Origin of the sequence: Algoriphagus locisalis, from assembly GCF_900116615.1 — a bacterium.
GTDB lineage: Bacteria > Bacteroidota > Bacteroidia > Cytophagales > Cyclobacteriaceae > Algoriphagus > Algoriphagus locisalis.
Map to the genome: position 1 here is coordinate 610,677 of NZ_FPBF01000001.1, position 20,849 is coordinate 631,525.

Annotated in this window: 20 protein-coding genes; 6 read left to right on the plus strand and 14 right to left on the minus strand. The window is 41.3% G+C overall.

Annotated elements, in window-relative coordinates; genetic code table 11:
* Window positions 1-145: 145 nt before the first annotated feature.
* Window positions 146-1,876 carry a phospho-sugar mutase gene (locus BM386_RS02665; RefSeq protein ID WP_091691506.1) on the minus strand — a complete coding sequence of 577 codons (1,731 nt, stop codon included), beginning with the start codon at window positions 1,874-1,876 and terminating at the stop codon, window positions 146-148.
* Between the two features lie 197 nt (window positions 1,877-2,073).
* On the opposite strand from BM386_RS02665, the gene BM386_RS02670 reads away from it, so the two are divergent.
* Both BM386_RS02670 and BM386_RS02675 read left to right on the plus strand, forming a co-directional pair.
* Window positions 2,074-3,309, plus strand: coding sequence for a hypothetical protein (locus BM386_RS02670; protein ID WP_091691507.1), 1,236 nt, complete (start codon window positions 2,074-2,076; stop codon window positions 3,307-3,309).
* Window positions 3,310-3,394: 85 nt separating this feature from the next.
* On the plus strand, window positions 3,395-4,591 hold the full coding sequence (locus BM386_RS02675) for a DcaP family trimeric outer membrane transporter (RefSeq protein WP_211482876.1): 1,197 nt from the start codon (window positions 3,395-3,397) through the stop codon (window positions 4,589-4,591).
* Here the strand turns inward: BM386_RS02675 and BM386_RS02680 are convergent.
* From BM386_RS02680 to BM386_RS02720, 9 genes are all read right to left on the minus strand, one after another.
* Complete coding sequence (locus tag BM386_RS02680) at window positions 4,588-5,580, minus strand: YihY/virulence factor BrkB family protein (protein ID WP_091691933.1); 993 nt, start codon at window positions 5,578-5,580, stop codon at window positions 4,588-4,590. The genes BM386_RS02675 and BM386_RS02680 overlap by 4 nt on opposite strands.
* 17 nt (window positions 5,581-5,597) lie before the next feature.
* Window positions 5,598-6,554 (minus strand): mechanosensitive ion channel family protein, encoded by a 957-nt coding sequence (locus BM386_RS02685; protein ID WP_091691508.1) that lies wholly within the window; start codon window positions 6,552-6,554, stop codon window positions 5,598-5,600.
* 64 nt (window positions 6,555-6,618) lie between these two features.
* Window positions 6,619-7,641 carry a DNA topoisomerase IB gene (locus tag BM386_RS02690; protein ID WP_091691509.1) on the minus strand — a complete coding sequence of 341 codons (1,023 nt, stop codon included), beginning with the start codon at window positions 7,639-7,641 and terminating at the stop codon, window positions 6,619-6,621.
* Between the two features lie 62 nt (window positions 7,642-7,703).
* The gene (locus tag BM386_RS02695; RefSeq protein ID WP_091691510.1) at window positions 7,704-8,285 is read right to left on the minus strand and encodes a DUF502 domain-containing protein; all 582 of its coding nucleotides are present in this window, start codon (window positions 8,283-8,285) and stop codon (window positions 7,704-7,706) included.
* A gap of 99 nt (window positions 8,286-8,384) precedes the next feature.
* Complete coding sequence (gene hppD, locus BM386_RS02700) at window positions 8,385-9,479, minus strand: 4-hydroxyphenylpyruvate dioxygenase (RefSeq protein ID WP_091691511.1); 1,095 nt, start codon at window positions 9,477-9,479, stop codon at window positions 8,385-8,387.
* A 77-nt stretch (window positions 9,480-9,556) separates the two neighbouring features.
* Window positions 9,557-10,558: a 1-acyl-sn-glycerol-3-phosphate acyltransferase gene (locus tag BM386_RS02705; protein WP_091691512.1), complete on the minus strand. Its 1,002-nt coding sequence runs from the start codon at window positions 10,556-10,558 to the stop codon at window positions 9,557-9,559.
* Window positions 10,559-10,592: 34 nt separating this feature from the next.
* Complete coding sequence (locus BM386_RS02710; RefSeq protein WP_091691513.1) at window positions 10,593-11,495, minus strand: bile acid:sodium symporter family protein; 903 nt, start codon at window positions 11,493-11,495, stop codon at window positions 10,593-10,595.
* On the minus strand, window positions 11,496-12,206 hold the full coding sequence (locus BM386_RS02715) for a DUF3307 domain-containing protein (protein WP_091691514.1): 711 nt from the start codon (window positions 12,204-12,206) through the stop codon (window positions 11,496-11,498).
* On the minus strand, window positions 12,206-12,847 hold the full coding sequence (locus BM386_RS02720; protein WP_091691934.1) for a hypothetical protein: 642 nt from the start codon (window positions 12,845-12,847) through the stop codon (window positions 12,206-12,208). Before BM386_RS02720 ends, BM386_RS02715 begins: the two co-directional genes overlap by 1 nt.
* A gap of 261 nt (window positions 12,848-13,108) precedes the next feature.
* Here BM386_RS02720 and BM386_RS02725 point away from each other — a divergent pair, with 261 nt between their 5' ends.
* From BM386_RS02725 to BM386_RS02740, 4 genes are all read left to right on the plus strand, one after another.
* Window positions 13,109-14,479 (plus strand): Gfo/Idh/MocA family protein, encoded by a 1,371-nt coding sequence (locus BM386_RS02725; protein WP_091691515.1) that lies wholly within the window; start codon window positions 13,109-13,111, stop codon window positions 14,477-14,479.
* A gap of 3 nt (window positions 14,480-14,482) precedes the next feature.
* Complete coding sequence (locus BM386_RS02730) at window positions 14,483-15,358, plus strand: sugar phosphate isomerase/epimerase family protein (protein WP_091691516.1); 876 nt, start codon at window positions 14,483-14,485, stop codon at window positions 15,356-15,358.
* A 55-nt stretch (window positions 15,359-15,413) separates the two neighbouring features.
* On the plus strand, window positions 15,414-16,499 hold the full coding sequence (locus BM386_RS02735; protein WP_244545438.1) for a DUF6807 domain-containing protein: 1,086 nt from the start codon (window positions 15,414-15,416) through the stop codon (window positions 16,497-16,499).
* Between the two features lie 206 nt (window positions 16,500-16,705).
* On the plus strand, window positions 16,706-17,353 hold the full coding sequence (locus BM386_RS02740) for an NAD(P)-dependent oxidoreductase (RefSeq protein ID WP_091691517.1): 648 nt from the start codon (window positions 16,706-16,708) through the stop codon (window positions 17,351-17,353).
* A 213-nt stretch (window positions 17,354-17,566) separates the two neighbouring features.
* On the opposite strand, the gene msrB is transcribed toward BM386_RS02740, so the two are convergent.
* From msrB to BM386_RS02760, 4 genes are read right to left on the minus strand one after another with little or no spacing between them, the layout of a single operon-like run.
* On the minus strand, window positions 17,567-18,016 hold the full coding sequence (msrB, locus tag BM386_RS02745) for a peptide-methionine (R)-S-oxide reductase MsrB (RefSeq protein ID WP_091691518.1): 450 nt from the start codon (window positions 18,014-18,016) through the stop codon (window positions 17,567-17,569).
* A 21-nt stretch (window positions 18,017-18,037) separates the two neighbouring features.
* Window positions 18,038-18,523 carry a peptide-methionine (S)-S-oxide reductase gene (locus BM386_RS02750; protein WP_091691519.1) on the minus strand — a complete coding sequence of 162 codons (486 nt, stop codon included), beginning with the start codon at window positions 18,521-18,523 and terminating at the stop codon, window positions 18,038-18,040.
* A 10-nt stretch (window positions 18,524-18,533) separates the two neighbouring features.
* Entirely contained in the window at window positions 18,534-19,409 is an 876-nt protein-coding gene (locus BM386_RS02755; RefSeq protein WP_091691520.1) for an aldose 1-epimerase family protein, read from the minus strand.
* Between the two features lie 44 nt (window positions 19,410-19,453).
* Entirely contained in the window at window positions 19,454-20,746 is a 1,293-nt protein-coding gene (locus tag BM386_RS02760; RefSeq protein ID WP_091691521.1) for a DUF3472 domain-containing protein, read from the minus strand.
* Between the last annotated feature and the right edge of the window lie 103 nt (window positions 20,747-20,849).

Sequence of the window (20,849 nt, forward strand, 5' to 3'; positions counted from 1 at the left end):
ATTTAATATTACTATAATATATAGTTAAAAAATTAAATTTTCGTAGTTTTTATGAAAAAACACCTATTTCTTGATCATGTTTGAGTATCCACAAAAAAAAAGCACCGATTTCTCAGTGCTTTTTCGGTATTATAAATTTTGGATTTTAACTGAAGTATCGCTTCAATCCTTCCAGTCTTTCGACTAATTCTGCTTCCACTTTTCTATAGTCAGAAACATCCGATAAAGGAGCATTAACAGAGAAGTAATACTTGATTTTAGGCTCAGTTCCAGATGGTCTGGCAGAAATCTTACTTCCGTCTGCGAGATAAAACTGCATCACATTTGATTTGTCCATATCCAGTTTCTCAGTCTTACCGGATTTTACATCTTTTACTGTGCTTTCTTTCACATCGACGATTTTAGCAACAGCAATTCCATTCATCTCAGCAGGTGGATGGTGACGGAAATCAGTCATCAATGCTTGAATTTGTTCAGCTCCGTCTTTTCCTTTTTTGGTTACTGAGATGAGTGACTCCTTGTAGAAGCCAAATTGATTATAAATCTCCGCGAGAACATCAAAAACTGATTTTCCTTGAGTTTTATAATAGGCTATTGCCTCAGCAACCATAGCACAAGCGCTCACACCGTCTTTATCACGGACAAAATCCCCAACCAAATAGCCGTAAGATTCTTCACCGCCTCCGATGAAAGTTTCTTTGCCTTCCAGGTCTTTGATTATTGCAGCAATATTTTTGAAGCCAGTCAATACGGAGAAACATTTCACTCCAAATCCTTCACAGATTCTGTCAATCAATTCGGTGGTTACTATAGTGTTCACCATGAATTGCTTGCCGTCGAGTTTACCAGCTTTTTTCCATTGGCTCAACAAATAATAGGTGAGTAAAGCACCCGTTTGATTGCCATTCAATAACTCAAATTCTCCGGATGCATTTGGAACAGCGGCGGCATAGCGATCTCCATCTGGATCACAGGCCAAAACCAGTTCAGCACCTACTTCTTTTCCAAGCTTTAACGAAAGCGTCAACGCCTCAGCCTCCTCAGGATTTGGATAGATGACAGTTGGGAAATTTCCATCTGGCTCTGCTTGCTCTTTGACGATATGTACATTTTCGAAACCAAAAGCCTTGATTGCCGCAGGAACCATTTTGCCGGAGGCACCATGAATAGGAGAGAAGACAATCGGCATATTCTTCTGCGCTGCAATAGCATCTGGAGCCAAACTCAACCCTTTGACAAGTTTCATATAGGTCTCATCAAAATCCTCTTCTATGTACTGAAAAAGAGCATCGTTTTTGTCCCAGTTCACATCGTCAAATGATGTGATTTTTTTGACTTCGTCGATAATGTTTTTGTCATGTGGAGCTACCACCTGCGCGCCATCATCCCAATATGCTTTATAGCCATTGTATTCCTTGGGATTGTGGGAAGCTGTGATCATCACGCCGCTCTTGCAGTCAAAATGTCTCACTGCAAAAGATAGCATAGGAGTAGGGCGCATTTCTTTGAAATACAGCACATGGATGCCATTTGCAGTCAGCACGTTTGCAGTGGTGGTGGCGAAAAGTGTGTTGTTAATTCTACAATCGTGGGTAATTGCTACACGGATAGTCTCACCTGGGAAGCATTTAAGTAGGTAGTTGGCCAGTCCTTGGGTAGCCATACCTACGGTATATACATTCATTCTATTGGTGCCCACGCCCATCAGTCCTCTTAGTCCCCCCGTACCAAATTCCAAGTCTTGGTAGAAGGAATCTGTTAATTCTGAGGGGTTTTGGTCAATTAATGTACGGATTTGGGCTTTCGATTCTTCATCGATATTGCCGCTTAGCCAAGCGTCAGCTTTAGCTTGAATGCTAGGGTCTATGGTTGTCATGTTATAAAAATTGTTTGAGTTCTAAGATATATAAAATCATAAAATATGCCATCTGTTAATTCATTAGGTGTTGAAGATGTGTGTTTTAATTTTTCCATCAATCATTTTTTTGCTTATTGGGAGCCTACTTGACTTATTTTTTTTAGCAGCTAGATTCCTTTACTTTTAGGCCGTTTAGAAATTCAATTGCCTGGAAAATGAAGCATAGTGTTAGTCGGATAATCGGCTTGTTGAGTCTATATTTTATTGCCTTAGTCCACACAGAAGCTCAATCTGAACTGAATTCCCAGCAGGCGGGTGGAACTACAACATTTGGTAGTTCTGTCTTCATTCAACCTTTCGATCTTACGGAGTCTTTTGACGGTAAAATCCTCCTTCTACCACCGAAGGAGAATTCCCTATTGAATGATGTGGAGTTGGATTGGTCTATAGAAAAAATAGAGGCATGGGATGGTGCTCGGAGACTTTTTTCAAATCGTATAACACTGGATTCTATAGTCTCGGCGCATTCCACCGTTATAGATCTTGCTCTGCCGGTTAATTGGAGAGATGGAGATTTGCTCAATTTGACTCTGGTCGATAAAGATGGATTGGTCTTATACTCTCTTTCTGAGCCGATAAGAAAACCAAAAGATGGTAACACTAGCTACTTCAAACAGCGATTACCTTTAGAGAATCAACCCATTCGGGTGAGAGAATCTACCACGGATTTTCAGGTGGCTGCAGGTGAAACCTTATATATTTTTGGGAAGAAAAAGGGTAATCTGGAATTGGTGAAAATAGGAAGTAGATTTATCAATTTCAGTCAAAACATGGATACAAAGCAATTTTCCTCAGCTGTTCAAAAACTCACTTGGAAGCGATTGAAAGACGGAGCTATTCAGATTAAATCAACTTTTGAAGCTAATTCAAATGCCCTTACCTGGATAGTATTTCCAAGTGGAGAATTGAAAATGGAAATCTCTTCAAATGGCTATATGGCTGATTTACAAGGAATAGAATTTTCTTTTCCTGAAGAAAAAGTAGAGAATACGCTCTGGATTGGTGAGGGATGGAAGGAGTTATATGACAATCGAGCCTTTGGACTTTGGCAGAAGAACCCAAATGATGTTTTACCAGAATCATTCCCTGACACAAAGGTAATTAGCACCCAAGACTTTCATGCTTTTTTGCTTAATACGCAAGAAGGATCTATCGAGGTGCGGAGTGATTCGCCAAATGTTTTTTTCAGTATTGAACGGCCGGAGCAGTCTGAAACTTCCATAGTAGATGCCAATTCGCCTAAATCTGATCCAGAGCTTAACTTTCATTTTTGCTACCAAGGTAATTTGAGCCAGTATCCTTATACATCTGAGGGAACGATGGCGGTAACTATGAAATCTGATAAAAAGGAAATTTCTCCGCAGATGGTATTGTGGTTTAGATTCAACTGAACTGATTTTTTGATTCCTAATTAGCTCACACTAAGGATTAAAAGTATAATTTAGAGTGTAAAATTACTTTTCAGTGATACTTGGCATGATAAAGAGATTTTTAGTCATTCTACTTTTTGGCTTGCAGGCAGTTGCTTTTTCGCAAACAGAGGAAAAGGCTTCCTTGGAGATTTACGGGCAGTTGATGACTGATTTAGGTTATAATTTCGGTCAGCTGGATCCCTTATGGTTTGATGTGATGCGTCCTTCCAAATTGCCTTCTTATCCTAATGAATTTGGTGGGGATGGCAGTGTGTATTTTTCTATCCGCCAGACGAAACTAGGCTTTAAGGTAAAGACACCAACCAAATTTGGGGAATTGATGACCTTCGTGGATTTTGATTTTTTCGGTGTAGGCCGAATGGCAGGAGAGGTTTCTTTTCATCTGCGCTATGCCTATTTGCAGTTGGGAAAGTTTGGCATAGGACAGTATGATTCCCCTTTTCAGGACGGTGATATTTTTCCAAATACGGTGGAGTATTGGGGACCTTCAGGTGCTGTGGCGTTCAGAAATGTGCAGTTCCGGTTCATGCCTTTACAGGGTGCTAATCGGCTTACGTTTGCGATAGAGCGGCCAGGTGCCAGTGCAGATGAGGGAGTTTATGCCGGCAGACAGGAATTGGAAGGGGTGAATTTCCGGTTTCCTATGCCGGATGTCTCGGGAGAATTTCGAATGAGCAGAAAATGGGGGTATGTGGAAATTGCAGGGATTTTGCGAAGGATCGTCTGGGATGATTACCAAGAAGATGCTTTTGACTTAAGCGGGAAAAACTGGGGTTGGGGAATCAATTTCAGTACGAATCTAAAACTTGGTGAGTCAGGGGTGATCAGAGGTCAGGTAGTGGGCGGTAAGGCATACCAAAGTTACTTGGATGATGCTTCTTCTGATATAGGTGTAGTACTTAATCCGGACGGGCCTATCGATCGCCCGATAGAAGGTGTTGCTATGCCTCAGATTGGTGTGGTGCTGTATTACGATCACCGCTGGAGTGAGTTGTTTACCAGTGCGGTGGGTTGGTCGCTTTCCAGCGCTGATCTGGCGGATCAGGTTCATCCTTCAGCCTACCAGCGTGGGGATTACATCTCTGCCAATGTGATGTATCATCCTTTTGCCAATGTGCTCGTCGCTGCCGAAACCATTTACATTCGGCGTAGGAATTTCAGTGATGGCTTTCAAAGTCAAGCTACCAAATTCCAACTTTCTTTTAAATACACCTTTTCACATACCTTCTATAAAAACTAATCTTCCTCCTTCAGATCATCTTTTTCGCCTGCAGGAATAGGGTCTTTTGGCGGTGGTACAAAATCGCCTTCAAGCATTATTTCCTTTTTTTTTACGCGGCCATAGTTTTTCTTGGGCACAATGCCATAGCCATAGCGGATAGAAAATACCTTGGTGAACTCTGCTCCATAGAAGAAAATAAGGCATGAATATGAAACCCAAAGTAAGACCAAGATAACCGATCCAGCGGCTCCATAGGTCGATCCAGGTTCGGCTGCGCCAAAATAAATTCCCAATAGAAATTTGGAAATTGAAAAGAGAAAGGAAGTAAGTAGCGCACCCACCCAGACGGATTTCCATTTGATAATTGCATCTGGTAAATACTTAAATATTAAAGCAAAAAGTACAGCGATAACACCATAGGAAATCGCGAAGTCCACGACAAAGGCAAAGACTACAACGAATTCGGGCAAAATACTTTTGATAAAATCACTGAAGAAGGACAGCAAAGCCGTAAGTACAAAGCTGATCAATAGCAAAAACCCGAGTACAAGCACAAATCCAAAACTGACAGCGCGTTCCCAGAGTACATAATACCACTTTACCTCATCGGATTGCTTGAGCCCCCAGATGTCGTTGATGGAGATTTTCAGGTGAAAGAATACTCCCGAAGCGCCGAAAATCAATACCCCTATCCCGATGATCGATGCGACTAGTGACTTTCCACTGCTCTGGGTTTCCTTTACCATATCGATAAGAAATTGGGCTGTCTCTGGCTCCATGGCAGAAGTAAGCTCATTGTTGAGTTTTCCAGTCACCATATCCACTCCCCAGATAGCTCCTACAGTATTGATCACGATCACCATCAATGCAGGTAGAGAAAGCACCGCATAATAGGCTACCACTGCACTGAGTCTCCAAGGATCCGCGGCGTTCCATTGTTTGAAACTCTCAATCACCAGGCTGGGAATGTGGGTGATTTTAAAGCGTGCCGGGGTAATATTTGACATATTCTGATCAGATTTCATTAATTATTAGTTGTGTTTTCTTTCCCGCTTTGACGATTTAGGTTAAGACCTGCCAATTCCTTATTTAGCTGTTGGCCACCTTTGATTCCAAAGTCCAAGGTTCGGATAGGGAAAGGAATCATAATGTCATTCTTATCAAAAGCCTTCTTTAAAGAAATAATAGCTTCATTTCTAACAGGTATGAAATCCAGATTTGGTCCGCTGAATTTGCACCAGATATTCAAGGTGAAATTGATTGAGCTGTCACCAAAGCCTGTCCAAAATAGGGTAGGTTCTTCGGATTCTAATCTGCTTTTGACATTTCTCGCAGATTCCAGTGCTACTTTTTCGACCTGCTCTAGATCTTCTCCATAGCTCACCCCACATTCAATTTGGACTCTTCGCTGTGTAAATTCTGTGAAATTCGTAAAGCATTCTTGAAACAAATACCTGTTTGGCACATAGACAATTGGGCCATTATAAGTCTTGATTTTAGTGACACGAAGATTAATGTCAATCACAGAGCCTTCGTGGCCATCATGTGTCTGAATGATATCTCCGATTTTATACGGTTGATTAAAAGTGATGTAAACACCCGATATAAAGTTGGCGGCTGTATCTTGAAAGGCAAAGCCCAAAGCCAAACCTATGATCCCCAAACCTGCTAGAATAGATGAAACGGTCTTGGAAAGATCCATCACCGAAAGGGCAAGCATAATCCCAAAAACCAAAATTGCCAGAAAAATCAATTGACTGAGGAATCGTGATATTGTCTCATTGGTACCCAACTTACTGATGTATCTCCCCGATAGTCGCTTGATGGTTTTTGCGATGAAAATAGTACATACCAAAAGAATAATGGCTAGAACAAGATTAGGTAGGTTCTCCACCATGATGTCTAGCCATGCACTTAATTTGTCTGTGATTTTATCAAATATTTTTTGGGTATCATACCCCAACACTTGTGCTGTATTCATACAATAAATAGGTCTTTTTGTTCACCTAAGTCAAAAAAGCATGCCAAGACCTTGTCGGGAACTCTTAGCTTAATTTGGTACAGAGGATTTTCATCAGCTGAAGTTCTTCGGGTTTATAGCCTTCATCGGAGAAATCTTTTGGTAAACAATCTTTCAATTCCTGTGGCTTTAAACATTGGGAAAGGATTTCTGGATGCAGATAGGAACTCTTGCATACAGCCACAGTATGTCCCATTTCTTCTGCTACCAATCGGATTAGCGTGGTCTCTGGCTTCTTGCGAGTATCTTCACAGATCTTATCTAATTGCTCTCTCTGCTTGATACAAACGCAGTTTGCACCCCAGGTTCGAAAGTATTTTGCGGTGTAGTAGTCACCCTCAGGGGCTTCAGCGCTGATGTATTCATTTAATTCCGAAGAATCAGCAGTGTACCATTCTTTGTCTTCCTGATATCTGAATAGTTCATATCCAGGCAACTGAGAACAATCCTTCAGTAGGCGAACCAACCGTTTATTAGTCAATGAAACTGATCGTTCCTTACCGCTTTTTGCTGTGTAATTGATCAATAGCTTATTACCATCCTCTTTCAGGTGCTTACGTCTTAGGGTTGTCAGCCCGTGCGTTTTATTGCTCTCGGTGTAATGCTTGTTCCCAACACGGAGATAGAGTTCATCCAGAAGTGCGGTGGCTAGCGCCAAAACTTTATTTTTATTCCAAGTCTTTTGCCGCAGGTCTTTTTGATAGCGTGCTCGCAGTTTGGGTAAATAAAACCCAAATTTGAGCAGATCATCATATTTGATTTTTTGGGAATACTCCGACCATTTTTCATGGTAGAGGTATTGCTTTCTACCCTTTTCGTCTATCCCTGTAGCTTGCAGATAACTGTTCTTTTTTGGACTGATCCATACATTTTTCCAGGCAGGAGGGATCACTAGATTTTCAATTCGCTCTAAATGTGATTCGTTTGAAAGCTTTTGGTTGTCTTTGCCCAGAAAAGTAAATCCACGTCCTTTTTTCTTTCTTAAGATACCGGGCTGGGAATCTCTGATGTAAACTAGACCTTTTGGAAGTTCGGCTGCTGTGACCATATGGATTTAAGGATTTGACCTTTGGTGAATCCATTACAAGTCTTGTGCAAAGAATTTTTGAGCTAAAGTTCCTTATGCTTTGCAAAAATCTCCGCTGCACCTACGCCCAGCCTGCGCATGAGTTGGGTTGCGTCTTTTTGGCTAAGGTTTGAGGCCTTTACTTTGTCTTTTTCAAAAACTACCACATTTCCTTCCCAAGTGCTGGGCGCAGACGGTACAAAAACTACTATGTTACCATTAGCCAGCGTATCTACGTGAAAGGCGATCATCCATCCATCGATAGGCACAAAAACCACTGGAAATTCTTTGTCACTTTCTAGTCCTGCATTTGCCTGTAAAGTGTTTTTCATCAGTTGATAGCCTGGGAAGAGTGTCAAAATATGATCTTCGATCCAGCCGACCATCCATTTGCCAGCGCCTAGCTTGGCTACTGTTCCTGCTAAAAAGCAAAACAACAAAATGATGATAATCGCAATAATGTATGGGAAATCCCATGCGGAATTCTCCAATCCAATTCCAGCACTGATCTTTGTGGCTAAAGGTTGTAAAATGTGGATGATTTTTTCAAAAAACAGTAAGATGATAACGATTGGGAAAAGGAAAAAAATCCCGCCTTTGATGGTGTTGCTGATGACAGATAGCATATGTTTCTAGGATTAAAAGTTTAGAGAAATTAGTTCTTTTCCAGTAAAAATTAAAAAAAATAGCCGACTAAAATCTGGAGTCGGCTATTTGGATGCGGTTTATAAATTACCTCTGAGACCTTGCTCTCTTTCTATTGCTTCGAAAAGTGCTTTGAAATTTCCTTTTCCAAACGACTTCGCGCCTTTCCGCTGGATGATTTCAAAGAAAAGGGTAGGTCTATCTTGTACTGGTTTAGTGAAAATCTGCAGCAAATAACCTTCATCGTCACGATCTACGAGTATATTCAGATCTTTTAGCGGCTGGAGATCCTCATCAATTTTCCCCACACGATCCAGCAAATCATCGTAATAGGAGGAAGGCACTACCAAGAATTCCACGCCTCTTTTTCTCAACTCGGTCACGGTTTGGATGATGTCATCGGTTGCAATCGCCATGTGCTGTACTCCGGGTCCTTTGTAGAAATCCAAGTATTCTTCGATTTGCGATTTCTTTTTGCCGGCGGCAGGTTCGTTGATAGGAAATTTCACGTAGCCATTACCATTGGAAACTACCTTGGACATCAGCGCTGAGTATTCGGTGGAGATATCCTCGTCATCAAATGTGATCAGGAGTTTGAATCCCATGACATTTTCATAGAATTCTACCCAGCGATTCATTTCGCCTAGTTCCACGTTGCCTACGCAATGATCGATGTACTTTAGTCCGATGGGTTGCGCGGTATAAGTGCTTGATCGTGGCTGGTAGCCAGGCAGGAATATGCCTTTATAGTCTTTTCGTTCTACAAATGTGTGGATGGTTTCCCCGTAGGTTTTGATAGAAGAGACTACTACATGACCGTGATCATCACTTATCTTTTTGGGTTCTGAGGCTGATTCAGCACCTCTGCTGGTGGTTTCTTTCCAGGAAAGCTCAGCATCATCCACCCAGAGCGCCAGCACCTTTACACCATCACCATGCTTTCGGATATGATCTGCGATAGGACCTTCTGGATGAAGGGGAGAAGTAAGTACCAGTCTGATTTTATCTTGCTTTAGGACATAGGATGCCCGGTCTTTCACGCCAGTTTCAGGGCCTGCATAGGCAATGAGTTCGTAGCCAAAGGCATATTGATAGTAAAGTGCGGATTGTTTGGCATTGCCAACGTACAATTCTACATAATCAGTCCCATTCAAGGGAAGAAAGTCTTGACTCATGGTTAGTTATTTTTTTGGGTTTAACTCTTCTTTCAAAGTTATAAAATATCCCAAAGAATATTTGGTCAAGGCGCTCTTTATTCCTGTGGATTTTTGTTAGCTATCACGGTAACTAACGCCATGATCAGAAATGCCAGAGCCCAACTTCCAAGCGGAGTGTATAGGGCAAGCAACAGTAAGGATATATAATATAGCGGAGCCAAGGCAAATCCTATTAGAAATTTCCAAGTTGATGAAAACACTAGATCTTTTACTCCTGGGCGTTTTAAAAGCCACAGCCAATACAAGGGGAAGTTGAATATCTTCATCAATTTATTGGTGAATCCTGAAGCTTCTTTTACAGGATTTTTAACCTGACCTGTTTTCAAAAACATTTCTACATCCTCTCTGCAGCTCACATCAACTTGATGTTCTATCAGGTTGTCAAGATGCTGGTCATAGTTATCATCAGGAATTTCTACCACCATATTTTTCAAAGCTACCTGAACGGACTTTGTAAGCAAACCGGATTTTGCAGCCGGCATATCCACGGGAATCACCTTTCCAATAGTCACCCTGGCTATACTTCCAGAGCGCTTATGTGCGCTATAATCCAAAGCTACCGGCAATACCACAGGGGTTGTCTCTGGATATTTCTCTTTAAGGCCAAAAGCAATTCGCGTAAAACCCTTACTCAGTGGACGTAAATTTCGGATTAGACTATGGCTGCCTTCGGCAAAGATGATCACAGCTCCGTTTTTTTGAAGTACTTCGTAAGTCTGGTCAAAAGTCCCTTGGTTTTGCTGAATTGTAGAAAATCCATCCCGAACTCTATATACTGGGAGCATATAGATGAAATTCAACAGCTTGGCAACAAATGATTTTTTGAATACCGATGCCCGTGTTAAAAAATAGGGTTTTAGACCAGTGTGAGTGGCCAAAAGAAGGGGGTCAATCAATGCATTTTGGTGATTCGCTACCAGAAGAATTGGGGTGTTTTTTGGAATATTTTCCTTTCCCTCGATGATTATTTTTTTGAAATATCCCTTCAGAGAAATCTTGACGAGGATACGAAGGAATTCATTAACTAGATACTGCATTGATTGTTTTGCTTTACAAAGACTATTTTCTTGATCAGACTTTTGATTTCCAGAGACTTGCGATAGTCATGCCTGATATCAAGTGCCAGATACCCCACCAAGCCGTAATAATAGCCATTCCGCCAAGGCCATCAAAATAAGTGAAAATCAATACCAGCCCCAAACCTGAATTTTGAATTCCTGTTTCTATGGTCATAGTTTTTACATCAGCGAGGGGAAGTTTGAAGAGTTTTCCTGTGAGAAAGCCTGAACCCAATGCCACAAAATTATGAGCTAGTACCCATAAGAAGATTAATGAAATGTACTTGGTGAATAGGTCGAAATTGCCTGCAAATGCGATGACCACAAAAGCTGCAAAAATCAAAATACTCAATGGTTTGAGGATTCTTGACGCTTTTTCCGCCAAGGCAGGAGCATAGTTATGTGTGATAATCCCCAATATCAGTGGAATCCCCAAGATCAAAGCTACTGTGGTAAAGGCATCTGTGTAATCCAGGCTGATTTCCCGCAGCAGGTTTGAGGTCGGAGCATAGAATCCTGCCCACAGTGCAAAATTCAGAGGAGTACTGACGATGGAGATAATACTGGAGAATCCTGTTAGACTGACCGAAAGTGCTGTGTTTCCTTTGGCTAGGCTGCTTAGAAAATTGGAGACATTTCCACCCGGACAAGCAGCTACGAGGAACATCCCCAAGGCTACCGATGGAGGTGGCTTCATGATCAGCACCAGACACCAGGTAAGAAATGGCAATAGGATAAACTGTGAAAAGACACCCAAAAAGAAGCCTTTCGGGTTTTTTGCTAAGTATTTAAAATCCTCAAATCTCAGATCCAGCGCCACTCCATACATGATCAGCGCCAAAGCTAGATTGAGAAGCAGTAAATCGCTGGGAGAGAAATTGAGTTGGATAGAATCCAGTTCGGTGCTTGGGTTCATTTAATTGGGAATGGATAAAAAGATAAGACCGGATATCATGGCAGTGCCAAAACTAAGTAGGGTTCCGATCAGAATGTATTCTGTAAGTTTCCGCTCTTTTGATTTACGAAGATCACCAAATCTGAATACTGATTTGGCAGCAATCAGGAATCCCACGGCTTCCCAGTGCCCGGTTACGATGAAACCGAAGACAAAAAGCCTTTCTAACATCCCTATATATTTGCCTGCATTTTGAAGCGATTGGTCAGGTTGAGAAGGTATAGCGTCTGACCATTTTTTGAGCAGATTGGCTAATATAATTGCCGTAGGCTGTGTAAGAAAAAGCACCAAAGTGATAAGTGAAAGGATTTTTGGATTCTGCAGGACTTGCCTGAAATCCACATAAACTTCAGTAAATACTGCCCAAATGATCAGAATACTCGCCAGATGCAAAGCTTGATCAGCAATGAACCAGGTTGTTTTGGTTTTCGGCTTTTGAGCATAGAGCTTGATCAGGTCTATTCCTAAATGTGCCAGAGTAATGGCAAGTGCCATTGGCCAATGTGTAAAGTCCCAAAGCAGTAGCAATACCAGAACTCCATGAATCAACACGTGCAAATACAGCTTGGGTGAGGCAGCTTTTCGCTTCTCTTTTTCTTTCACCCATGAAGTAGGCTGCAGCAGGAAATCTCCGATGAGATGTGCGAGAATAAGTTTGATAAGAATAAGCATTAGATAAGCTGGCTGATTTTCTTTCTGAATAATTTCTCCATAGCCAAGATATCTTCGCCATGAGCTGCTTTGTATCGCTTGCTTACTGAGTTTTGGTTGATGTGGAGGATTTCTCCTATCTGCGCCTGTGTTCGGTCTGCATTCGATAGCATTTCTGACATCAGTTCTCCCGAAGAGATTGACCAGCTGTCCATTTGAATTCCGGCCAATTTTAGGTAAAGGTTCATTTCACCGTTCCATTCATGCCAAGGAGAGTTGATTGCCAGAGTGACCATCTCGCTTTTCAGTTGCTCAAATTTTTCTCCGGATCTTACAAATGCCTCTCCGTTGCTTTCGGAGATTCTGTCTGCATTGTGCGTTTTTTCACCTATTCCTATGGCCATGCGTACGTCCACAGGCGAACTTCTTTTATTTTCCTCAGGATAGGGAAGACTTTTTATAAGTGCTTTGATCTGTAATGCAGCGAGTAAACTTTCTGCGGGATCTGCGATTTCCAATTGAAAACTATCGCCTCTAAAAATTTCCCATTGCTTTGGAGCTTGTCCCCATTTTCCCAACAGTTCTTTGATTGGCTTAATCCAGATGTCCTGACTTTTGAGCTCTCTGGAATTGATTATATCTCCTGTAATGATTGCTATCATAATTTCAAATATCACCATTTACGGTGATAATCCAAAATATCACCATTTACGGTGATAAAGCAGGATATCACCATTTACGGTGATATCGCAAAAGCAATCGTTTGCACAAGTAATTGATGTGTACAGATAATTACTATTGATTGCTAGGAAGAGATTGTTTAGATTAAAAATTCATAGCTGAACTACTGTGAAAGAATGAATTGAGCGAATAAAAAATTACCTCAAGAAGTAATAACAACAAACCCTATAACCTTAACTCAAATGGAAAAGAGAAGAGAATTCATTAAGAAAAGTCTCTTAGGCACCGCAGGAATAGCCATGGCTGGCATGAGCATGAGTGCAAAATCATATGCTTCCATTATAGGAGCAAATGAGCGAATCAATATCGCTGTGGTAGGAATCAGAGGTCAAGGCAGTAATCACATCAATCAATGGTGCGCGCTGAAAGACAACCGAAATGTGCGGTTAAAGACCCTTTGCGACGCTGACGAGCAATATTTCTCGGAGAAATCAAAAGTAGTAATAGACAAGACTGGTGTCACGCCGACGACAGAATGGGATGTGCGAAAGGTGCTGGAAGATAAAGAACTGGACGCACTTTCTATGGCTATTCCAAATCACTGGCACGCGCTGGCTACAATCTGGGCATGCCAGGCAGGAAAGCATGTATATATAGAAAAGCCTGCCAGTCATAATGTCTGGGAAGGAAGGAAGATGGTTGAGGCTGCCAGAAAATACGACCGTAGAGTGCAGGTAGGTTTCCAAAACAGATCCATTGCAAATGTGATGGACGCAATGGAATTCCTTCATGGAGGAGGGATTGGGGATGTATATATGGCACGCGGAACCTGCTTCAAGCCACGTGATTCATTTGGGAAAGTGGCAGACAGTACACCACCGGAATCCTTGCATTATGATTATTGGAGAGGCCCGGCAGAGATGATTCCTTATAACGAAAAGAAAGTGCATTACAACTGGCATTGGCACTGGGCAACTGGAAATGGCGATACTGGAAATCAGGGGCCGCACCAGTTTGATGTGGCGCGCTGGGGAATGAATAAGAATGAACATCCAATTTCAGTTTATTCTGCAGGAGGAATCTACGGAATTGACCCAAGCGAATGCTTTCAGGAAACTCCAAACACACAAAGCTCCGTATTCAAGTATGCTGATGGTACCATGCTGGAGTTTGAAACCAGAGGCAGATACACCAATGGAGAATCGAGCTTGGGTATTCATATTGGAAATGTTTTTTATGGTACCAAAGGGTATTTGGAACTAGATGGAGGGACTTGGAAAGCATTTCGTGAGAAAGAAACAGAGCCTTTTGCCCGATCCAAAAAAGAAGCCGCTCCGGCACCAAGTAATCAAGTCTTGGCTGCTCCAGGTGGGGCAGAGCACTATGCTAATTTCCTGGATGCAATCCGTGCAGGAAATAATGATACCCTTCATTGCGATATAGAAGAAGGCTTTAAATCGTCTGTCCTTCCCTTGATTGCCAATGTATCTTATCTGACTGGTCGCGAACTTCGATTTGATGGTAGCGAAGAAAAATTTGTCAAAGACAAAGAAGCTAACAAGATGCTGACAAGAGACTATCGTGATCCTTATACCGTACCAAATAAAGTATAGTCAATGAGCAATTCTAGAAGAGATTTTTTACAAAAAAGTGCTGCTGCCAGTTTGGGTATCGCGGCTATGCAATATCCTTTTGATGCCTTTTCTATGGCAAAATCAGGGATGAAATTTGGCTTGGTAACATATCAATGGGGCAGAGACTGGGACCTTCCTACGCTGATCGCAAATTGTGAAAAAGCGGGAGTGCTAGGAGTGGAGCTTCGTACAGAACATGCGCATGGCGTAGAAACAAGCCTTAGTGCTGCAGAACGTGCTGAGGTGAAAAAGCGTTTTGAAGATAGCAAAGTCACTTGTTTGGGATACGGAAGCAATTTCGAATACCATAGTCCTGATCCTGCTGTAGTTCGAAAAAATATCGAAGGAACCAAGGAGTATATCAAGCTTTGCAAAGACATAGGTGCCACTGGTATCAAGGTAAAGCCAAATAATTTACCAGAAGGAGTTCCCAAAGAGAAGACCATTAAGCAAATCGCAGAATCTTTCAATGAAGTTGGCAAGTTTGCCGCCGAATATGGACAATTGGTTCGGGTAGAAGTTCATGGACACTTAACTCAGGAGCTTCCTAATATGAAAGCGATTTTTGATCAGGTCACAGAGCCTGCAGTCAAGATTTGCTGGAATTGTAATGCGGAAGATTTACTTCCTCCAGGTCTTGAGGCTAATTTTAATTCTGTAAAAAAGTGGTTTGGGGATACCGTGCATGTTCGGGAATTCAACGAAGGAGATTATCCTTATCCCGAGCTTTTCAAATTGTTCAATGACATCAATTATGATGGTTGGATCCTGCTGGAAGCCCGGACTGAACCAGCCGATAGAGTTGCTGCATTGAAAGAACAATTGGCCTTATTCAATAAATTGAAGAAGTCGAAATGATCTAATTGATTTGAATGACTAATAAACATCTAACCTTAAATCCAGAATAAAAATCATGATTTTACATAAGAAACTATTGTTTAACTGCACCGCAGTAATTGCCTTATCTGCAATGACATTTGGCTGTGGAGCTGCAGATAAAAAAACAGAAACTGAACAAGAGCCTGAGGTAATGAAAGATAGAATTGAACTAGTCCGAGACGATGTTGCTAAGAAGGTAGATGTCATCATTGACGGGGAGTTTTTCACTTCTTACATCTATCCGGATTCTCTGGAGAAGCCAGTTTTGTACCCTATCAATACTGCAAATGGTAACGCTATCACTCGAGGATGGCCAATAACACCTAGACCGGGAGAGCGAGTGGATCATCCACACCATTTGGGACTTTGGTTTAACTATGGAGATGTGAATGGACTTGACTTTTGGAATAATTCTGCTGCAATAAAAGACAAAACGAAATATGGTCATATCGTGCACAAATCCATCAATTCTGTAAAAAGTGGAAATGAAGAAGGTGTTTTGGAAGTAAGCTTGGATTGGATGAACGACAAAGGCGAGGTGCTTTTGACTGAGAATACCACGTTTATATTCAAAGGAAAAGACAATCAGAGAACAATTGACCGTATCGCTACTTTGACTGCTCCAAATGGAGAGGTGAAGTTGACTGACAACAAGGAAGGTATGTTAGGTCTTCGTACTGCAAGACAATTGGAACATCCTTCCAATAAACCCGAGATTTTCACAGATGCATCCGGAGTGGCAACAGATGTACCGACGATGAATAATGAAGGTATCACGGGAATGTACCTGAGCAGTGAAGGAATCAAAGGCGATGATGTATGGGGTACAAGAGGAGATTGGGTGAGCTTGAAAGGTAAGATAAATGATGAAAATATCTCTGTAGCCATCTTAGATTTTCCATCTAACCCAGGGTATCCAACCTATTGGCATGCAAGAGGATATGGCCTGTTTGCAGCCAATCCATTAGGTCAAAAAGCATTGAGTGATGGCAAAGATGAACTGAACTTCAAATTGGCGCAAGGTGAGTCTGCTACCTTCAAATATAGAATTATTATTTATTCCAATGAAAGTGTAATCGATGGCCAAGTAAATAAGGATTATATCGAGTGGGCTAAGTAGATCATAGAAATATCTGCTATGGGAGCTAACTAAAAACTAGCTCCCTTTTATTTTTTAGATATACTTTTTTAAAGTATGTTTGGCCTATTAAAATCTCTTTATAAAATATCTGATAGAACCGACAGCTTGCTTTTGAGCAAGTGATTAAGCTTTTCCTGCTAAGGAATGCTGTGGTTAATTTTTACTCAAATTTTATAAAGAATCACATGAAAAATTTCAATAAAATAGCCGTAATCGGCGGTACAGGTAAGTCAGGCGTATATCTTGTAAAAGAGCTCCTACGTCAAAATTTCAAAATCAAACTTCTCATTCGAAATCCAGAGAAAATCCCGACTGCCCATCCCAACATGGAAGTGATACTAGGTGATGTGCTGGACAAGAATGCGCTGCAAGAACTTATTTCCGACTGTGGAGGACTAATAAGTACACTGGGAGCGGGAATTCCATACAGTGAGCCAACACTTTTCTCTCAAGCCACAAAGCTTATTTTAGAAGTGTTAGTAGCACATAATATCAGGAGATACCTCGTGGTTACAGGGTTGAATGTGGATACAGAGTTTGATCAAAAACAAGCATCAACCAAGGCCGCTACGGAATGGATGTATGCCAACTATCCTGTTTCTACTAAAGATAGGCAGCTGGAATATAAGCTTCTCAGCGCTAGTAAGTTGGATTGGACACTGGTACGCTTACCTTTGATTTCCCAAACTGATGAAGCTCCAGAGATTTCTTTTTCACTGACTGATTGTCCAGGACAGCATATTTCAGCAACTAGCTTGGCTAGGTTGCTCATTGAATCATTTAATAATGGAGCCTATATAAAAGAAGCTCCATTTATAGCAAATGTGGAATAGAAAAAAGCGAAGCAGGCTCAAAAGGCCTGCTTCGCTGATTTAAGAGATAATATATATCCCTATTGCTTCAGTAAAAGACTAAAAGCGATTTAGTATATGGTAAAAACTAGCTTTGCAGTAACTTCGGTCACCGGTCTTCGGTCTTCCAGCTGGTTGAACAAAGGAAATATGGAGCCAAGCATAATTGCGGATTTGCGAATAGGTGTATAGCTCTTACTTTTCCTTCACTTTTTCCAGAGATACAGCATTCATGCAATACCTTAATCCGCTAGGAGCAGGGCCATCTGGGAATACATGGCCAAGATGTGCATCACATACATTGCAAAGTGCCTCTACTCTTACCATACCAAAGCTGACGTCTTTGTGATAGGCCACATTTTCTACCGCTACTGGCTGAGTAAAAGAAGGCCAGCCTGTTCCACTTTCAAATTTCTCGTTTGAATCAAATAATGGTGTGTCACAGCATTTACAAGCATACAGCCCTGGTTCGAATAAGCTACAAAGCTCAGAGCTATGTGCCCGCTCTGTGCCTTTTTGGCGGGTGACATAGTATTCTTCAGCACTTAAAATCTCCTTCCATTCGGCATCTGTTTTTTCTACTCGCTTAGGCGGTGTAGGATTTCCATTGTTAGTGAATTTGATGATGTCATTCCAGTTTAGCATATCGTTCGATTCGTTTAAATTCTAATTGAGTTGTTTGGTGTAACGCTGTCTCAGCATTTCAAGTTTGGGAGAAATGTAGGTTTGGCAAAAAGGGGCATTTGGTCTTTTCTGATAGTAATTCAAAAACTCCTCTTCGTTTAGCCGAAACTCACACAAGGGTAAGATCTTGGTAATAGAATTTTCGTCCAAGACAAATTTTGCTTCTGAGAACGCTACTTCCACTGCTGATTTTTGCTCTTGATCTACATAGTAAATCGCAGACCTGTATTTTTTTCGAAAGCTATGGTTTGCAGCACTAGCATGTGTGAGCAAATGAATTTCTATTAGTGCTTTAAGACTAATATTCTCAGGGTTAAAACTTACAATCCCAGCTTGGGAAAAACTCATATTTTTATCCTCAGAAGCTATCCAACCTTGAGCTACTTTGCTCACTCCAATTATCGATTGAAAAACTGCTTCTGTGCACCAGTGACAGCCTCCACCAAATCCGATTTTTTGCTCAGTCATTGCATTTTTTTTATGCAACAGTTATAGAGTAGCTTTTGGTTTCGCTTTGGTTAGGTTCTACAAATAACAATCCTTCTTTCTCTGTGAACTTCTGGTTGGAACCAGAGCTATCACCTATCCCCAGCCAAGGCTCGATACAAACGAAAGGAGCTGCGGGCTTTGCCCAAATTCCCAAGTAATCAAAATCATCAAACTTCATGGATAGGATAGTGCCTTTACTCTTGTGGCAAAGTTTTACCTCTCTTGATTTAAGACCTTTGAAAATCAATGCGTCATCATCGAAGAGGTGTTTATTAAGCCGTAAAGTTTTTGTGTTGTCAAGAACCAATTTTTGATTCAATCCTATCAAACCACTTGGCTCCACCATCCATGTAGAATCAGTTTCTTTATGCTCGAATTCCAAAAAATAGTCTTCGTATTCTTCACCGCCAACAAGCGGGCAATTGAAAGCTGGATGCCCTCCAATAGAATAGGGCATAATTTCATTGCCAAGATTAGTAACAATATGCTCAATTGAAAGGGTTTTGCCTTCCAGTCGGAAAACCATATCCAGTTCAAATTTGAATGGATAATTCTGTAACGACTCCTCATCCCAAGTGAGGCGAAACTTTAAAGATGTCTCTGTTCTCTCAATAAGTGTTGGTTTGGTGGAATTTCGTACCAAGCCATGTTTAGGCATGCTATATACCTTGCCTTTGATCAGTGTTAATCCATCTTTCAAGGCTCCAATAATTGGGAAAAGGACAGGAGCTGAGCCCTTCCAGATACTTGGGTCAGCTTGCCAAATGTATTCAGTTTGGGTTAGGTTTGACTTGATGGAGCAGAGCTCCATTCCGATGGCGTTGATCTCAACTGTGAGATCAGCTGATTGGATAGAATACTTCATAGTTAAAATTGATGGCAATTAATATAAGATTGGTAAGATGGAGGTTAAGGCAATTGATCAAATGCTATTTCGGGAGCAATTCCGTTCGCTTTGCGAATATGCATACTGTTCAATTCTACAGACCCATTGAAGAAACCTCCATTTCTTAGGTAAAATTGACCTGACTTTTCTCCGCCTTCGTAATCCAATCGGTATCCTCGCTTAGCGATATCGTCTCCTGTGAATTTTGCTTCTGCGAGCTCAGTCCAGTTTCCATTTTTATCTGCAGCCCATTGGTTCCCATAGTTGGCCGTGCGTTCGATATTTCCAGACTCCGGGACAAAATTCTCCAGAAAGGAGTGAGGTCTCTTGTACCAAGTATCAGTTTTAGGTCTTAGAAAGCTTGCGATCAGCATCCATTCACCTACTTCGGGATCTTTAAAGTAAGCGGTGTAAACCGTATTTCCCTTTCCATCCGGTTCTACAGAATTAAGAAAGCTATACGTTTTACCCGCCTTCCAATTGTACCTAAGAAAGCTTTGACCGCCAGATCCTTCATTTCCAAACTCCCCTGTGTAAACACCTTCACCTTTCTTCAGGAGAATTATTTTCTCCTCATCTGGAATTTCACCGGGATTGTCTGTTTTAAATGGACTCCACACGGAAAATAGGATTCTGCGTTCAGTCTCAGAGTTTACCTGTATGCCAAAATACCCTTCAGCAAAACCATTTGCCATGAAATATGAACCTATTGGGTCCATTCCCTCTGGGACGGTGACCTCATTGTAAAACCATTTGAAGTCTTTGTCTGCTGGCAGCGTGTAACTTAGGTGAACAGAAGGGCCTCGACGTCCCCAGTAAAATCGATTGGATTCATTGTCCTTGACATAGGCTAGTTCAAGTTCTCCATCATAACCAATAATAAGCTTACTTATTTTGGCGAAATCGACTCCTGATTTTTTGATTCCTTTCAGTTTTATTTCATTGTAACCGGGGGCAAGTTTCATTTTGCCCACCTCAATAATGCCAGATTTTCCTTCACTGAGGGCTATAGCATGAGATTCTTTTAATACCACAGCTATTTCAGAATCAGACTCCTGTGTTACTATTTCCAAGGAAACTATTACCTCTTTTTCGATGGAAGACTTGAGATAAATGCTGAATTCACTGGCTTCATTCGACCAAGTCAAAATTCCAGATTCTCCAATTTTCTCCTTGATATTTCCCGCTGTTTGGTAAGTGTTTCCGCCTATCGGGATGGAGGTAGAATTAGTGTAATTATTCTCCTGGGCGAATAAGGATAAACCAAAAGATAGATGTAAGGCAAAACAAAGGCTTAGCAGTAGGGGGTATTTCATTGATGGTTTGAAATTTTTATAAAGATATATTTCCAAAGTGAAATAGGGTAATTAGGGATAACTTTAGGGCGAAGTTCTCAGGATTCCATTCTAATCTATAATT

What these genes read in the sequence shown, in the direction of transcription:
- BM386_RS02665 (WP_091691506.1), bottom strand. Translation starts at nt 1,876, where the DNA reads ATGACAACCATAGACCCTAGCATTCAAGCTAAAGCTGACGCTTGGCTA.
- BM386_RS02670 (WP_091691507.1), top strand. Translation starts at nt 2,074, where the DNA reads ATGAAGCATAGTGTTAGTCGGATAATCGGCTTGTTGAGTCTATATTTT.
- BM386_RS02675 (WP_211482876.1), top strand. Translation starts at nt 3,395, where the DNA reads ATGATAAAGAGATTTTTAGTCATTCTACTTTTTGGCTTGCAGGCAGTT.
- BM386_RS02680 (WP_091691933.1), bottom strand. Translation starts at nt 5,580, where the DNA reads ATGTCAAATATTACCCCGGCACGCTTTAAAATCACCCACATTCCCAGC.
- BM386_RS02685 (WP_091691508.1), bottom strand. Translation starts at nt 6,554, where the DNA reads ATGAATACAGCACAAGTGTTGGGGTATGATACCCAAAAAATATTTGAT.
- BM386_RS02690 (WP_091691509.1), bottom strand. Translation starts at nt 7,641, where the DNA reads ATGGTCACAGCAGCCGAACTTCCAAAAGGTCTAGTTTACATCAGAGAT.
- BM386_RS02695 (WP_091691510.1), bottom strand. Translation starts at nt 8,285, where the DNA reads ATGCTATCTGTCATCAGCAACACCATCAAAGGCGGGATTTTTTTCCTT.
- hppD (WP_091691511.1), bottom strand. Translation starts at nt 9,479, where the DNA reads ATGAGTCAAGACTTTCTTCCCTTGAATGGGACTGATTATGTAGAATTG.
- BM386_RS02705 (WP_091691512.1), bottom strand. Translation starts at nt 10,558, where the DNA reads ATGCAGTATCTAGTTAATGAATTCCTTCGTATCCTCGTCAAGATTTCT.
- BM386_RS02710 (WP_091691513.1), bottom strand. Translation starts at nt 11,495, where the DNA reads ATGAACCCAAGCACCGAACTGGATTCTATCCAACTCAATTTCTCTCCC.
- BM386_RS02715 (WP_091691514.1), bottom strand. Translation starts at nt 12,206, where the DNA reads ATGCTTATTCTTATCAAACTTATTCTCGCACATCTCATCGGAGATTTC.
- BM386_RS02720 (WP_091691934.1), bottom strand. Translation starts at nt 12,847, where the DNA reads ATGATAGCAATCATTACAGGAGATATAATCAATTCCAGAGAGCTCAAA.
- BM386_RS02725 (WP_091691515.1), top strand. Translation starts at nt 13,109, where the DNA reads ATGGAAAAGAGAAGAGAATTCATTAAGAAAAGTCTCTTAGGCACCGCA.
- BM386_RS02730 (WP_091691516.1), top strand. Translation starts at nt 14,483, where the DNA reads ATGAGCAATTCTAGAAGAGATTTTTTACAAAAAAGTGCTGCTGCCAGT.
- BM386_RS02735 (WP_244545438.1), top strand. Translation starts at nt 15,414, where the DNA reads ATGATTTTACATAAGAAACTATTGTTTAACTGCACCGCAGTAATTGCC.
- BM386_RS02740 (WP_091691517.1), top strand. Translation starts at nt 16,706, where the DNA reads ATGAAAAATTTCAATAAAATAGCCGTAATCGGCGGTACAGGTAAGTCA.
- msrB (WP_091691518.1), bottom strand. Translation starts at nt 18,016, where the DNA reads ATGCTAAACTGGAATGACATCATCAAATTCACTAACAATGGAAATCCT.
- BM386_RS02750 (WP_091691519.1), bottom strand. Translation starts at nt 18,523, where the DNA reads ATGACTGAGCAAAAAATCGGATTTGGTGGAGGCTGTCACTGGTGCACA.
- BM386_RS02755 (WP_091691520.1), bottom strand. Translation starts at nt 19,409, where the DNA reads ATGAAGTATTCTATCCAATCAGCTGATCTCACAGTTGAGATCAACGCC.
- BM386_RS02760 (WP_091691521.1), bottom strand. Translation starts at nt 20,746, where the DNA reads ATGAAATACCCCCTACTGCTAAGCCTTTGTTTTGCCTTACATCTATCT.